This window comes from Phycicoccus flavus (genome assembly GCF_004025965.2).
In the GTDB taxonomy this organism is placed as follows: Bacteria; Actinomycetota; Actinomycetes; order Actinomycetales; family Dermatophilaceae; genus Phycicoccus; species Phycicoccus flavus.
Genome location: NZ_SAYU02000024.1, coordinates 22571 through 36551 on the forward strand (window position 1 = coordinate 22571; position 13981 = coordinate 36551).

At 74.5% G+C, this 13981-nt stretch carries 13 protein-coding genes; 2 read left to right on the plus strand and 11 right to left on the minus strand.

Features of this window, described 5'->3' with window-relative positions:
* Window positions 1-11 precede the first annotated feature (11 nt).
* The 4 genes from EPD83_RS08970 to EPD83_RS08985 form a co-directional block, all read right to left on the minus strand.
* Complete coding sequence (locus EPD83_RS08970; protein WP_165566489.1) at window positions 12-800, minus strand: DUF4253 domain-containing protein; 789 nt, start codon at window positions 798-800, stop codon at window positions 12-14.
* A 46-nt stretch (window positions 801-846) separates the two neighbouring features.
* Complete coding sequence (gene cimA / locus EPD83_RS08975; protein WP_128368043.1) at window positions 847-2439, minus strand: citramalate synthase; 1593 nt, start codon at window positions 2437-2439, stop codon at window positions 847-849.
* A gap of 360 nt (window positions 2440-2799) precedes the next feature.
* Window positions 2800-3924 (minus strand): MBL fold metallo-hydrolase, encoded by a 1125-nt coding sequence (locus tag EPD83_RS08980; protein ID WP_235950431.1) that lies wholly within the window; start codon window positions 3922-3924, stop codon window positions 2800-2802.
* Window positions 3921-5090, minus strand: coding sequence for a phosphotransferase (locus EPD83_RS08985; RefSeq protein WP_165566490.1), 1170 nt, complete (start codon window positions 5088-5090; stop codon window positions 3921-3923). Before EPD83_RS08985 ends, EPD83_RS08980 begins: the two co-directional genes overlap by 4 nt.
* 54 nt (window positions 5091-5144) lie before the next feature.
* Between EPD83_RS08985 and EPD83_RS08990 the strand changes: the two genes are divergently transcribed.
* A complete protein-coding gene (locus tag EPD83_RS08990; protein ID WP_128368113.1) occupies window positions 5145-5588 on the plus strand; it encodes a MarR family winged helix-turn-helix transcriptional regulator in 444 nt (147 codons plus the stop codon).
* A 10-nt stretch (window positions 5589-5598) separates the two neighbouring features.
* Window positions 5599-6495, plus strand: a complete 897-nt coding sequence (locus EPD83_RS08995; protein WP_128368112.1) for a hypothetical protein — start codon at window positions 5599-5601, stop codon at window positions 6493-6495.
* Here EPD83_RS08995 and EPD83_RS09000 read toward each other — a convergent pair.
* The 7 genes from EPD83_RS09000 to EPD83_RS09030 all read right to left on the minus strand — a co-directional run bounded on the left by EPD83_RS09000 (window position 6446) and on the right by EPD83_RS09030 (window position 13735).
* Complete coding sequence (locus EPD83_RS09000; protein ID WP_128368111.1) at window positions 6446-7198, minus strand: gamma-glutamyl-gamma-aminobutyrate hydrolase family protein; 753 nt, start codon at window positions 7196-7198, stop codon at window positions 6446-6448. The genes EPD83_RS08995 and EPD83_RS09000 overlap by 50 nt on opposite strands.
* The gene (locus tag EPD83_RS09005) at window positions 7195-7962 is read right to left on the minus strand and encodes a 3-oxoacyl-ACP reductase (protein WP_128368110.1); all 768 of its coding nucleotides are present in this window, start codon (window positions 7960-7962) and stop codon (window positions 7195-7197) included. The genes EPD83_RS09000 and EPD83_RS09005 overlap by 4 nt, the downstream gene beginning before the upstream one ends.
* A 37-nt stretch (window positions 7963-7999) precedes the next feature.
* Complete coding sequence (locus EPD83_RS09010) at window positions 8000-9385, minus strand: aldehyde dehydrogenase family protein (protein WP_128368359.1); 1386 nt, start codon at window positions 9383-9385, stop codon at window positions 8000-8002.
* A gap of 10 nt (window positions 9386-9395) precedes the next feature.
* Complete coding sequence (locus tag EPD83_RS09015; RefSeq protein ID WP_165566491.1) at window positions 9396-10781, minus strand: glutamine synthetase family protein; 1386 nt, start codon at window positions 10779-10781, stop codon at window positions 9396-9398.
* Between the two features lie 13 nt (window positions 10782-10794).
* Entirely contained in the window at window positions 10795-11649 is an 855-nt protein-coding gene (locus EPD83_RS09020) for an HAD family hydrolase (protein ID WP_128368459.1), read from the minus strand.
* 74 nt (window positions 11650-11723) lie between these two features.
* Window positions 11724-12521: a hypothetical protein gene (locus EPD83_RS09025; RefSeq protein WP_165566492.1), complete on the minus strand. Its 798-nt coding sequence runs from the start codon at window positions 12519-12521 to the stop codon at window positions 11724-11726.
* 119 nt (window positions 12522-12640) lie between these two features.
* Complete coding sequence (locus tag EPD83_RS09030) at window positions 12641-13735, minus strand: branched-chain amino acid aminotransferase (protein WP_128366095.1); 1095 nt, start codon at window positions 13733-13735, stop codon at window positions 12641-12643.
* Between the last annotated feature and the right edge of the window lie 246 nt (window positions 13736-13981).

Here is a 13981-nt window from a genome sequence, read left to right on the forward strand (position 1 = left end):
GTGGGACGGCGTCAGTCCCACCAGAAGGCCCACAGCGGCCGGCGGACCTCCGGCAGGTACGCCTCGAGCGTGCCGACCCCCTGCTCGACGACGTCGGGGCAGACGGCGTGGTGCTCGGCGGCGACGCCGGGAACGTCCTGCTCGTCGAGGGCCCGGGGCAGGGCGACGAGGAGGGTGTCCCACCCCAGCCCGACGAGCACGGCCCCGAAGCGGTCCTCCCAGGACCGCAGGACGGCCGAGACCTCGGCGCCCTCGAGGTCGTGGTTCGCCGGTCCCATCCACCCGACGGCGGCCGGCCCGTCCGCCGGCCGGGTCACCGGGACCAGCAGGAGCCGGCACGGGCCCTCGGGCAGGGTCAGGACGCCCGTGGGCGCCGGCCCGGTGGGCCGTCCCGGCTCCACCCCCAGCCGCTCAAAGACGTCGGCGGGGTCGGCGACGTCCTGCGGCCGGCCGAGCACGTCGTCGCCCGGGACCTCGTGGCCCTCCTCCGGCAGGAGCAGGGGCCACAGCCCGGTCGCGGGGAACTGCACGACGAGCCGGCCGAAGGTCTGCCGCAGGTCACCGGCGTCGTCGCTGCACCACAGCACCGGCACGCCGTCGTCGTCCTCGCGCGTGGGGTCGGACCCGAGGAGCAGCCGTCCGGGCGGCAGCCCGTCCGGGAGCACCGACAGGTCCCCGGGGCGCTCCGCCCGCGGGGTGCCCGGGGGACGGGGCCCGGGTGCGCCACCGGAGTCCCGCGCCGGCGGGCGGGGCGCCCCCCGTCCGTGCTCGTCCCGTCGCAGCCACCCGAGGATCCCCATCGCCGGAGGCTAGCGGAGCCGGGGGCCGCCGGTGACCGGTCCGGGCTCAGCGGGGCGGGACCCCGGCACGGACGAGGCCGTACGTCACCGACTCCACGAGCGCGTCCCAGCTGGCCTCGAGGATGTTCGCCGCGACGCCGATCGTCGTCCACGACGTCGTGCCGTCGGAGGTCTCGATGAGCACCCGGGTCACGGCGTCGGTGCCGTGCGCGGCGTCGAGGATGCGCACCCGGTAGTCGATGAGCTCCAGGTGGCGGATCTCCGGGTACGCGCTGGACAGGGCCGCGCGCAGGGCGTGGTCGAGGGCGTTGACCGGGCCGTTGCCCTCGCCGGTCTCGACGTGCCGCTCCCCCGCCGCCCGGACCTTGACCGTCGCCTCGGACAGCGCGTCGGCGTCGCCGCGGGCGTCGGTGATGACCCGCCAGGACTCGACGGAGAAGAAGTCCGGAAGCCCGCCCTGGACCTCGCGGCGCAGCAGCAGCTCGAAGCTCGCGTCGGCGGCGTCGAAGGTGTACCCGCGCAGCTCCTTCTGCTTGACGGTGGCGAGCACCCGGCGCAGGGTCGCGGCGTCGGTCTCGTCCGCGGCGTCGAGGTCGAAGCCCAGCTCGCGCGACTTCAGCTCGATGGAGGCCCGGCCGGCCATGTCCGACACGAGCATCCGCATGTCGTTGCCGACGTGCTTGGGGTCCAGGTGCTGGTAGAGGTCGGGGTCGACCTTGATGGCGCTGGCGTGCAGCCCGGCCTTGTGCGCGAAAGCGCTGGAGCCGACGTAGGGCTGGCGCGAGTACGCCGGCACGTTCGTGACCTCGGCGATGGCGTGGGCGATGCGGGTCGCGTCCTGCAGGCGGTGGGGCTCGATGAGCGCACGGCCGGCCTTGAGCTGGAGGTTGGCGACGACCGTGAGGAGGTCGGCGTTGCCGGTCCGCTCGCCGTAGCCGTTGACGGTGCCCTGCACGTGCGTGGCCCCGGCGTCGACCGCCGCCATCGAGTTCGCGACCGCGCAGCCGGTGTCGTTGTGGCAGTGGATGCCGACCCGCGCCCCGGTCGTGCGCACGACGTCGTCGACGACCTCGGCCACCTGGTTCGGCAGGAGCCCGCCGTTGGTGTCGCACAGGGCGACGACCTCGGCGCCGGACTCGACGGCGGCGCGCACGGCCTCCAGGGCGTAGTCGCGGTCGAGCCGGTAGCCGTCGAAGAAGTGCTCGGCGTCGAGGAACACCCGGCGGCCCTCGCCGCGCAGGAGGGCGACGGTGTCGCGGATCATCGCGAGGTTCTCGGCCAGGGTCGTGCGCAGCGCCCGCTCGACGTGCCCGGTGTGCGACTTCGCGACGAGGGTGACGACCGACGCCTGGCTGTCCAGCAGCGCGCGCACGAGCGGGTCGTCGCCGGCCCTGACCCCGGCCCGCCGGGTCGCCCCGAAGGCGGTGAGGGTCGCGGTGCGCAGCCGCAGGTCACGGGCGGCCCGGGCGAAGAACTCGGTGTCCTTGGGGTTGGCGCCGGGCCACCCGCCCTCGATGTACCCGACGCCGAGGTCGTCGAGGTGGGAGGCGATGGCCATCTTGTCGGCCACGGAGAGGTTGAGACCCTCCTGCTGGGCCCCGTCGCGCAGCGTCGTGTCGTACACGTGCAGGTCGGTCATCGTCACTCACCTGGTCGGGCCGGGCGTCAGCCGGCGTCCGGGCCCCGGCCCGGTGCGGGCCGGGGCGTCGACGCGTGGCGTGGTCGTGTCCAGTATCGGTGTCGCGCTGCCCGGGCCGCCCACGTGGTGGGCGGGCGACCCGCTCTCGCCGGTGCGGGCCGCTCCGATGGGTGGGACGCCCCGTCCAGCAAAAAGACCCCCCGGGTGCGGGAGGTCTGCGCGACGAGGAGGTCTCGTCGCGCTAGCCGATAATGACCGCGGCGGTGGCCGCGTCACGGAACGTCACGGGAGCACTGTGACACACGGGACGGGCCCGCGCCGAGCCTCCGTCCACATCGTGGCCACCGGTGACGAGGGGCCTCAGGCGTGCGGGACGGCCGCGACCGCCGCCTCCCACCAGGGGTCGAGCCCCGGCGGGTCCGCGACGTCGACCCGGTCACCGACGCGCGGGACGGCGACCTGGACGCCCTCGGTGGCGGCGGCGACGAGCAGCCGCTCCACCGGCTCGGCCCACGGGTGCGGGGCGAGGACGAAGGTGCACCAGTGGATCGGCAGCAGCAGCCCACCCCGCAGCTCGGCCGTGGCGCGGACGGCCTCCTCGGGGTCGAGGTGGATGTCGCGCCACGTCGGGTCGTACGCGCCGACGGCCATGAGCGAGGCGTCGAACGGGCCGTGCTCGGCCCCGAGGCCGGCATAGCCGTCGAAGTAGCCGGTGTCGCCGCTGAAGAACACCCGGTGCGCGGGGCTCGCGAGGACCCACGACGACCAGAGCGTGCCGTCGCGGCGCAGCCCGCGCCCGGAGAAGTGCTGCGACTCGACGGCCGTGACCCGCACCCCGGCGACCTCGTGGGACTCGCCCCAGTCGCACTCGACGATCCGACGGCCCGGCACCCCCCAGACGTCGAGGTGGGCCCCGACGCCGAGCGGCACGAGGAAGACCGCGTCGGTCGTGTCGGCCAGGGCCTGGACCGTCGCCATGTCGAGGTGGTCGTAGTGGTCGTGCGAGATGACGACGGCGTCGACGCGCCCGAGCCGGTCCAGCGGCACCGGTGTGGCGTGCAGGCGCCGGGGCCCGACGTGGAGGCTCGGCGAGCAGCGCTCGCTCCAGACGGGGTCGAGCAGCAGCCGGGCGCCGTCGATCTCGACGAGGCAGCTGGAGTGGCCGAACCACGTGACGTGCAGGCCCTCGGTGGCGGGCTCGCGATGGGCGCTGACCACGGGGATGGGCCCGGCGGGCTTGCGCGTCTCGGCCGAGGCCCGGTAGCGCTCGAGGACGTCGCGCTGGCTGGACGGCACGCTCGAGGTGCTGCGGCGCCGGTTGTGGAAGGCCCCGGCCCGGTACTGCGGCGAGCGCCGCATCCGTTCCAGGCGCACCCCGTCCGGGCGGGCGCCCATCGCCGCGCCGACCCCGCGGCCGGCGGCGGCGAGGACACCGAGGGCGCTCGCGGCCCCCGCGGCGACGGCCAGTCTGTTGATCCTGCTCACGCCCCCATTGTCACCCCGGCGGCCGGGTGCGCACCCGTCGCGTCCAGCCGGTCGAGACAGAAGCGGGCGACGGCCGCCCGGTCCCGGGCGATGCGCTCCAGGGCGGTCGACGGCGGTGCCGCCAGGTGCTCCCACGGCACCGACGACAGCCCCGTCATGAGCACCATGTGCACGGCGTGCGACCGGCGCAGCACCGCGTCGTCGACCTCGTGGCCCTCGGCCCGCAGCCCCCGCGCGTACGCGGACAGGAGTACCTCGTCGCGTTCCGCCAGGTCCTCCGCGGACGCCCGGCCGATCTGCACCTCTCCCACGAGCAGCTGCCCCAGGTCGGCACCGACCGGCATCGGCATCCAGAAGCCGTAGTCGATGAGGACGAAGCCGTCGACCCCGTCGACGGTCAGCAGGTTGTTCGGGCAGGCGTCCCCGTGAGCCGGGGTGTGCGGCAGGGCCAGCGCCTCCTCGGTGAGGGCGGCGACGCGGTCGGCGACGGCGAGCAGCCGCGTCCGCAGCGGGTCGTCGAAGGACCCCGCGACGAGCGGGTGCGACCAGAGCGCCTCGTCGCGCAGGATCGGGAGGATCTGGTGGGTCATCCGGCCCTCGAGGTAGGTGCGCAGGCTCCAGCCCTCCCCGTCGAAGCGCGACCGCTCCGCGACCCGTGGGCTGCCGGCGAGACGGCCGAGGGCCAGCGCCGCCGCCTCGTCGCACGCACGGTCCCACCGGACCTCGCGGATCTCGAGCTCCTCGAGCCAGATCGCGCTGGACTCCTCGTCCAGCTCACGGACCGCGACCGCCCGCGGCATCGTGAGTCCCGGGGGCAACCGGTCGGCGAGGTCGGAGGCGTAGGCCAGCGGCTCGCTGCGCCACGGGACCGAGTCGGCGGCCATCTCGCGGAGGTCCACCGGCACGGTGCGGTACAGCGGCGAGCGTGTGAAGGCTTGGACGACCTTGACGAACAGCCGGAACGGCCGCGGTCCGTCCGGGGTCCTCGCCCGGCCCCGGACCACGTGGCGCTGCGCCGTCGTGAGGGCGTCGAGGCCGTACGGCACCTCGGCCACCTCGACCTGCTCGACGGTCACCGGACCGGACCAGTCGTGGTGGGCGGCGAGCATCTCCGCGAGCTCGTCCTCACCGACGGCGGCCGTGCCCAGCATCTCGAGTCCACCCATGACGCCGCTCCGTTCGTGGAAGTCGCCTGACGAGCAGGATGGTAAAGTTACTTTATGACTGACGTCAAGGATGCGCTCCCCGAGCTGATGGCGAGGCTCTTCACCCGCATTCGGGGCGAGCTCGCGGACACCCCGATGGACGGGCTGCGCTTCTCGCACGTCCGGGTCCTCGCCGCCGTGCCGTCCGGCGGCGCCAGCGTCACGGTGCTCGCGGACCGGGTGGGGATGACCAAGCAGGGCTGCGGCCAGTTCGTCGGCCAGCTCGCGGACACCGGCCACGTGCGCACCGTGCCCGACGGCGGCGACCGGCGCGTCCGGCTCGTCGAGCTCACCCCGTCCGGCGAGCGGGTGCTCGCCGAGGTCCAGCGGGCCGTGGCGCGCGTGGAGGGACGGCTGGCCGCGGAGGCCGGCGGGTCCCGGTACGCGACGTTCCGCGCCGTGCTCGAGGAGCTGGGGTCGTCCGTTGATCCCCGGGCCGGCGAGGGGGGCGGGTCGTAGGGTGGAGCGGATGCGACCGACGGAGAGGACCGTGCACGACCACGCCGGCGACCTGCACCGCGCCCCCCTCACCTACCCGGGCGAGGCGGTGCCCGGCCCGCGGCTCGTCGTCGGCGACTGCGCGCACACCATCCGCCCGCGCCGCAGCCGCGGCGCCGGGTCCGTGCGCTCCGGCGGGTGCGTGCGCTGCGACCTCCCCGTCGGCGGCGGCGCCGACTCCCTCGACCGCTCGCTGCGCCACCTGGGCGCCACCCCGCTGTCCGGGCGCACCCCGCTGCTGGCGGTGGGGTCGAACGCGGCGGCCTCGGTGGTGCGTCACAAGCTGACCCGGGCCGGGGTGAGCCCCGTCGTCCCGCTCCTCACCGGCGTCGTGCGCAACCTCGCCATCGGACACACCGCGTACGTCTCCCGCGGCGGGTACGTGCCGGCCGCCCCGGTGCACCGCTCGCGGGCCCGCACCCCCGTCGTCCTCCAGCTCGTCGACGACGAGCAGCTGGCCGCCATCGACGCCACCGAGGGCGGCGGCTACGAGCGGGTCGAGCTGCGGGCCAGCCGCTACCCGCTCGTCCTCACCGGTCAGATCCGGCCCACCCGCTTCCACGTGTACGCCGCACGCGACGGCGTGCTCGGCCTGCCGCACACCGGCCGGCGCTTCCTCCCGCAGGACGAGGTGCTCGGCGCGCTGCACGACCAGGGCCTGCCGCACACCACGGGCGAGCCCGCGGACGTGGCCGCCGGGTTCGCCGGGTCGGCCGAGCACCGCGCGGAGGTCAAGGCGGCCCTGGGCGAGCGGGGCATGGCCTGGGGCTCGGGGCTCGTCGCGTACCCGGCGGGCGAGCTGCGGTGGCCGGACGTCGTCAGGCAGCCCCGCCCTCGTCACCGCCGCGTCGCGCGCGGGCGGCGCTGAGCAGGGCCTCGAAGAGGGCGGCGCCCTCGGACTCCTCGGCGTGCCACTGCACGGCGAGCCGGAACGCGGCGGCCGGGCACTCCATCGCCTCCAGGGTCCCGTCCTCGTGCCACGCCGCGGGCACCCAGCCGCTGCCCTCCACCGACTCCGGCACGACGGCCTGGTGGTGGTAGGTCGGCACGTCCACCGGCTCCTCGCCGACCGCCGCCGCGACACGGGTCCCGGCGACGGGCGTCACGTGGTGCGAGGCGTAGACGCCGAGCCGCGGGCTGTGCGCCTCGTGGCCCACCCGGTCCGGCAGGTGCTGTTCCAGCCGGCCGCCGGCCACGACGGCCAGGAGCTGCATGCCCCGGCAGATCCCGAGCACCGGCAGGTCCACCTCCTCGGCCGCCCGCACGAGGGCGGCCTCCCAGGCGTCCCGGTCCGGCCGGGCGGCCTGCGAGGAAGGGTGGGCCGGCGCGCCGTAGAGCCCGGCCTGGACGTCGGCGCCGCCCGAGACGACGAGCGCGTCGAGGCGCCCGACCACCTCGCGCGCCATCTCCTCGTCGACGTCGACCCGCGGCGGCAGGAGCAGTGCGATGCCGCCGGCGGCCTCCACCTGCTGGACGTACCGGTAGGGCAGCACGGCACTGCGCTGCCCGACCCACGGGGCCCGGTCGACCTCCTCGACATAGGAGGAGATGCCGACCACGGGACGGCTCACAGCGGCGTGACGTAGGCGCCGGAGATGCCGCCGTCGACGAGGAAGGTCGAGGCGGTCATGAAGCTGGACTCGTCCGAGGCGAGGAAGAGCACCGCGTTGGCCATCTCCTCCGGCTCGCCGAACCGGCCCATCGGCACGTGGACGAGGCGGCGGGCGGCGCGGTCGGGGTCGGAGGCGAAGAGCTCCTGGAGCAGCGGGGTGTTCACCGGGCCGGGGCAGAGGGCGTTGACCCGCACGCCCTGCCGGGCGAACTGCACGCCGAGCTCGCGGGTCATCGACAGCACGCCGCCCTTGGACGCCGAGTAGCTGATCTGCGAGGTCGCGGCGCCCATGACGGCGACGAAGCTCGCGGTGTTGACGATCGAGCCGCCGCCCTGCTCGAGCATGATCGGGATGACCGCCTTGCAGCACAGGTACACCGAGGTGAGGTTGACGTCCTGCACCCGCTTCCAGGCCTCGAGGTCGGTGTCGAGGATCGAGTCGTCCTCCGGCGGGCTGATCCCGGCGTTGTTGAAGGCGACGTCGACGCGGCCGTAGGTGTCCCGGGCGCTCGCGAAGAGCCGGTCGACGTCGGTCTTGTCGGCGACGTCGGTGTGGACGAAGAGCCCGCCGACCTCGTCGGCGAGGGCCTCCCCCGCGTCGTCCGCGAGGTCGGCGACGACGACGGTGGCGCCCTCCTGCGCGAAGCGGCGCACGGTCGCGAGGCCGATGCCGGAGCAGCCTCCGGTGACGACCGCGACCTTGCTCTCGAGCCTGCCTGCCAACGGGATCTCCTTCGGGGTGGGTGTCGGGTGGGTGGGGTCAGTCCTCAGTGGCGAGGAAGACGTTCTTCTCCTCGGTGAACGCATCGAGGGCGTCCGGGCCGAGCTCGCGACCGAGGCCGCTGCGCTTGAAGCCGCCGAACGGGGTCGCGTAGCGGACGGCGCTGTGGCTGTTGACCGACAGGTTGCCGGCCTGGACCCCGCGGGCCACCCGCAGGGCACGCCCGACGTCCCGGGTCCAGATCGAGCCGGCCAGCCCGTAGGCGGTGTCGTTGGCCATCGCGACGGCCTGCGCCTCGTCCTCGAAGGGCAGGACGGCGACGACCGGCCCGAACACCTCCTCGCGCCAGATCCGGTCCGCGGTCGACCCGGGCAGCACGACGGTCGGCGGGTACCACCAGCCGGCGCCGTCGGGCGCGCTGCCGCGGAAGGCGACGTCGGCGGCGTCGTGGCCGTCGCCGCCGTCGACGTACCCGCGGACGACCTCGCGCTGCCGGCTGCTGACCAGCGGCCCCATCTGGGTGGCCTCGTCGCCGGGGTCGCCGACGACGACGCGCCGCACCGCGGACTCGAACCGCTCGAGGAAGGCGTCGTGGACCGAGCGCTCGACGAGGATGCGGGTACGGGCGCAGCAGTCCTGGCCGGCGTTGTCGAGGAAGGACATCGGCGCCGAGGCGGCCGCCGCGTCGAGGTCGGCGTCGGCGAAGACGATGTTCGCCGACTTGCCGCCGAGCTCGAGGGTCACCCGCTTGAGGTGCTCGGCCGCGCCGCGCATGATGCCCTGCCCGACGGCGGAGGAGCCGGTGAAGCAGACCTTGCCGACGTCCGGGTGGGTGACGAACCGCTCCCCGACGACCGGGCCGGCGCCGGGCAGGACGGTGAGGACGCCCTCGGGGATGCCGGCCTCCAGCGCGAGCTCGCCGATGCGCATCGCCGTGAGCGGCGTGAGCTCCGCGGGCTTGAGGACGACGGTGTTCCCGGCCGCGAGCGCGGGCGCCATGCCCCAGCCCATGATCGGCATGGGGAAGTTCCAGGGGACGATGACGCCGACGACGCCGATGGGCTCCTTGAAGGTGATGTCGACCCCGCCCGCGACGGGGATCTGCCGCCCGAAGAGGCGCTCGGGGGCCGCGGCGTAGTAGCGCAGGACGTCGACGACGTTGCCCGCCTCCCAGCGCGCGTTGCCGATGGTGTGGCCGGCGTTGGCCACCTCGAGGCGGGCCAGCTCCTCGCGGTGGTCCTCGACGACGTCGGCGAACCGGCGCAGCAGCATCCCGCGGTCGGCCGGGGACACCGCGCGCCAGGCGGGGCCGACGTCGACCGCGCGGGCGACCGCGGCGTCGGTCTCGTCGACGCCCGCGAGGTCGACGGTGGTGAGCACCTGCTCGGTGGCGGGGTCGACGACGTCGTGGGTGGTCGTGCTCATGGGGAGGTGCTCACATCCTCTCGAAGCCGCGGACCCGCTCCCAGTCCGTGACGGCGGCGTTGAACGCGGTGATCTCGACGTCGGCGGCGTTCACGTAGTGGTCGACGACCTCGTCCCCGAAGGCCGCGCGGGCGACGGCGCTGCCGACGAGCAGCTCGCGGGCCTCGGCCAGGGTCGCCGGCACGTGCTCGTAGTCGCCCTCGTAGGCGTTGCCCTCGCAGATGGGCGGCAGCTCGAGGCCCTCCCGGATGCCGTGCAGGCCGCCGGCGAGCATCGCGGCCACGGCGAGGTAGGGGTTGACGTCGCCGCCGGGGACCCGGTTCTCGACCCGCAGCCCCTTTCCGTGCCCGACGACCCGCAGCGCGCAGGTCCGGTTGTCGGTGCCCCAGGCGACGGCCGTCGGCGCGAACGAGCCGGCGGCGAAGCGCTTGTAGGAGTTGATGTTCGGCGCGTAGAAGCACGTGAGCTCGCGCATCGTCGCCAGCAGGCCGGCGAGGAAGTGGTCGAAGAGCGGCGAGCGGCCGTGGTCCTGCGCGTCGTCGGCGAAGACGACCTCGCCGTCGGTGCCGCGCAGCGAGAGGTGGATGTGGCACGAGTTGCCCTCGCGCTCGTCGAACTTCGCCATGAAGGTGAGGCTCTGCCCGTGCCGGGCGGCGATCTCCTTGGCGCCGGTCTTGTAGACGACGTGGTTGTCGCAGGTGCGCAGCACCTCGTCGAAGAGGAACCCGATCTCGTGCTGGCCGAGGTTGCACTCGCCCTTGGCGGACTCCACGACCATCCCGGCCCGGTACATCTCGTTGCGGATCTCGCGCAGCACCGGCTCGACCTTGCTGCCGCCGAGGATGGAGTAGTCGACGTTGTAGCGGTTGGCGCCGGTGAGGCCGTGGTAGCGGCTGTCCCAGGCCTGCTCGTAGGACTCCTCGAAGAGGATGAACTCCAGCTCGGTGCCGGCGTGCGCGCCCCAGCCCTGCTCGGCGGCGGCGTCGACCTGGGTCTTGAGGATGCTGCGCGGCGACTGCACGACCTCACCGCTGCCGTCGAGCCAGGTGAGGTCGCACTGGATCGTCACCGTGCTCGGGTGGCCGGGCGTGCGGCGCAGGGTCTCGGGGTCCATCGCGAAGAACATGTCGCCGTAGCCGCGCTCCCACGAGGAGATGGCGTAGCCGCCGACGGTGTTCATGTCGACGTCGACGGCGAGCAGGTAGTTGCAGCCCTCGGTGCCGTCCTCGAGGACGTGGTCGAGGAAGTAGGCGCCGTGCAGCCGCTTGCCCTGCAGCCGGCCCTGCATGTCGGTGAAGGCGACGACGACGGTGTCGACGGTGCCGTCGGCGATGTCGGCGCGCAGCTGCTCGACGGTGAGGCGCGGCGGGCCTCCGGGGTGGACGGCAGGGGGCATGGGGATCCTCCGGTCAGGCGGTGGGATGGGACGCGGTCGGGCCGGACGGGTCCGCGCGCTCGAGCATGGCCTCGAGGACGACCGCGACACCGTCGTCCTCGTTGGACGGGCAGGTGTGGGTGGCGGCGGCCCGGACGTCGTCGTGGGCGTTGGCGACGGCGAACGACGCCCCGGCCCAGGCGAGCATCGGCAGGTCGTTCGGCATGTCCCCGAAGGCCCACACGTGCTCGGCGTCCACGCCCCGAGTCTGGCACCAGCGCGCCAGCCCGGCCGCCTTCGTGACACCGGGCGGGGAGATCTCGGCGAGGTGGTCGACCCCGGAGTGCGCGACGTGACCGCGCTCCCCGACGACCTCGGCGACGGCCTCGAGGAACCCGTCCCTGTGCTCCTCCCGCGCCCGGACGAGGAGCTTGCCCGTGGGCACGTCGTCGGCGTCCTCGAGCCGGTCCAGCACGAGCCAGTCGTCCCGGCCCCGGTAGGGACTGGTGTACCCGGACTCCACGACCATGCCGGTGCTGCGCTCCAGCGCCAGGTGCGCGTCCGGGAAGGCGGCTCGCAGCGGTGCCACGAGGTCCAGGACGGCCGCGTGGGTGTAGCCGCGGGTCTCGACCACCTCGAGGGTCCGGGCGTCGACGACGAAGGCCCCGTTGCCGGCGACGACGACCCCGTGGCCCGCCACCGCGTCCGCGACCGGACGGATCCAGCGCGGCGGGCGGGCGGTGACGAAGACGACGTCGACACCGGCCTCCTCGGTGCGGCGCAGTGCGGCGCGGGTGCGGTCGGAGACCGTGGTGTCACCGCGCAGCAGCGTGCCGTCGAGGTCGCTCGCGACGACGCGCGGACGTCCCGACGGCAGCACCGGACCCATGGGGGCGAGTATGCCGGGAACCGCCGTCCGCCCGGGCGGCGGGCCCGGGGCGACGGCGGTCTCCCGGTGGGGTGTCAGACCGTCCGGTCGTCGCGGCGGTCGTCGGTGCGGGTGTCGCCGTCGTCGGTGCGGTACCCGCCCTCGTCGGTGCGGTAGCCGCCCTCGTCGGTGCGGTGCTCGCCCTCGGTGCGGTAACCGCCCTCGTCGGTGCGGTGCTCGCCCTCGGTGCGGTAGCCACCCTCGTCGGTGCGGTGCTCGCCCTCGGTGCGGTAGCCGCCCTCGTCGGTGCGGTAGCCACCGTCGTCGGTGCGGTCGTGGCGCGACGAGGAGTCGTCGAGCCCGGAGGCGTCGACGCGCTCGTCGTCCCGGCGGTCGTGGTCGCCCACGGTGTCGTGGTCGGTGCGGTCGCCGTGCCCGTGCTGCGACGCGGCGACGCCGGCCGCGGTCCCCGCCGCGGCACCCGCGCCCGGCGTCGACATCCGGTTGCCGTCGTCGTCGAGGCGGTAGCCCTCCTTGTCGGTGCGCACGTCGGGGTCGTGCAGGTCCGCCTCGCGCATCCGGGCCTCGCGCTCCTCGCGCACCTCACCGGCGGAGCTGGCCCGCTCGTGGGCCTCGCGCTCGAGCCGCTCGGCCTCGAGCGACTCGCGCTCCGCCTGGGCGCGGGCGAGGTCGGACTGGGCCCTGGCCTCGGTGGCCTCGACCTCGCGCTCGCGCAGCTCGCGGTCGTGCTGCTTGGCCTCCTCGCGGATCTCCTCCGCCTTGGCCCGCTCGTGCTCGGCCTTGCGCGCGCCGCTCTGACGCATCACGAGCGCCGCGATGGCGATCACGACGACGATGACGACGATGATCAGGACGATGGTTCCGGTGGTCACGATGTGCTCCTCAAATCCGGGATCGGCCTCGAACGTAGCGAACGCCGTGGGCCGGTGGGCTCCCGCGTGACCAGCGAAAATGTGCGCCGCCCGTCCGGGGCCGGACGGGCGGCGGCCCGTCAGGCCAGCCGGGTGAGCCAGCCGCGGGTGTCGTCGGCCCGGCCGTACTGGATGTCGAGCAGGGCCCGTCGGATGGAGCGGGTGACCTCGCCGCCCTCGTCGCCGGCGGTCGAGGGGGCGCTGCCGCCGTCCCACCGCAGCTCGCCGACCGGCGTGACGACGGCCGCGGTCCCGCAGGCGAAGACCTCCCGGACGGTGCCGTCGCGCACCCCGTCCTTCCACTCCTCGATGCCGATGCGCCGCTCCTCGGGCTCGAGGCCGAGGTCCTTCGCCAGCTCGATGATCGAGCTGCGGGTGACCCCCTCGAGGATCGTGCCGGTGAGCTCGGGGGTGAGCAGCCGGCCGTCGTCGGTGACGAGGAACAGGTTCATCCCGCCGAGCTCCTCGATGTAGGTGTGCGAGGCGGAGTCGAGGAAGACGGCCTGGTCGCAGCCGCGCTCGATGCCCTCGAGCTGCCCGGCGAGCGAGGACGCGTAGTTGCCTCCGGTCTTGGCCGCGCCGGTGCCGCCCGCTCCCGCCCGCGCGTAGTGCTCGGAGATCCACAGCGTCACCGGCTTGAGGCCGCCGGGGAAGTAGGCCCCGGCGGGCGAGGCGATGACGGAGTACGTCACCTCGGCGGCGGGACGGACGCCGAGGAAGGGCTCGGAGGCGTACATGAACGGCCGCAGGTAGAGGCTCGTCTCCCCCGTGCCGGCCTGCGGCACCCACTCGCGGTCGGTCTCGACGAGCGCGCGGAGGGAGGCGAGGAAGTCGTCGGTCGGCAGCTCCGGCAGGGCCAGGCGGCGGGCGCTGCGCTGCATCCGCTCGGCGTTGGCCTCCGGCCGGAAGCCCCACACCGAGCCGTCCTCGTGCCGGTAGGCCTTGAGGCCCTCGAAGACCTCCTGCGCGTAGTGCAGCACCGCGGCGCTCGGCATGAGGGTGATCGGGCCGTAGGGGTGGATGCGGGCGTCGTGCCAGCCGGCCTCGCGGGTCCACGTGGCGCTGGCCATGTGGTCGGTGAAGTGCTGGCCGAAGCCGGGGTCGGAGAGGATCTCGGCGCGACGCTCGTCGCTCGCGGGGTCGGGGCGCCGGGTGGTGTCGAAGGTCAGGCTCATGGGGACGGGTCAGTCCTTTCCTCGGAGCGACGGTGGTCGTGCCCGAGAGGCTACTCGTCGAACTTTCTCGCCTGATCCCGCAACCCTCGGGTTCGCGCCCCTTCGGAGGGTGCGCGAACCCGAAGGTCGGAGGATCAGGCGAGAAAGTTCGGCGGGGGATGGAGGGCGGCCGGGGTACGCGGGGCCGCGGTGACGGGACGCCACGGTCCGGTGGTGACGGTTCGCAGCGGTCCCGTGGTGGCGGGA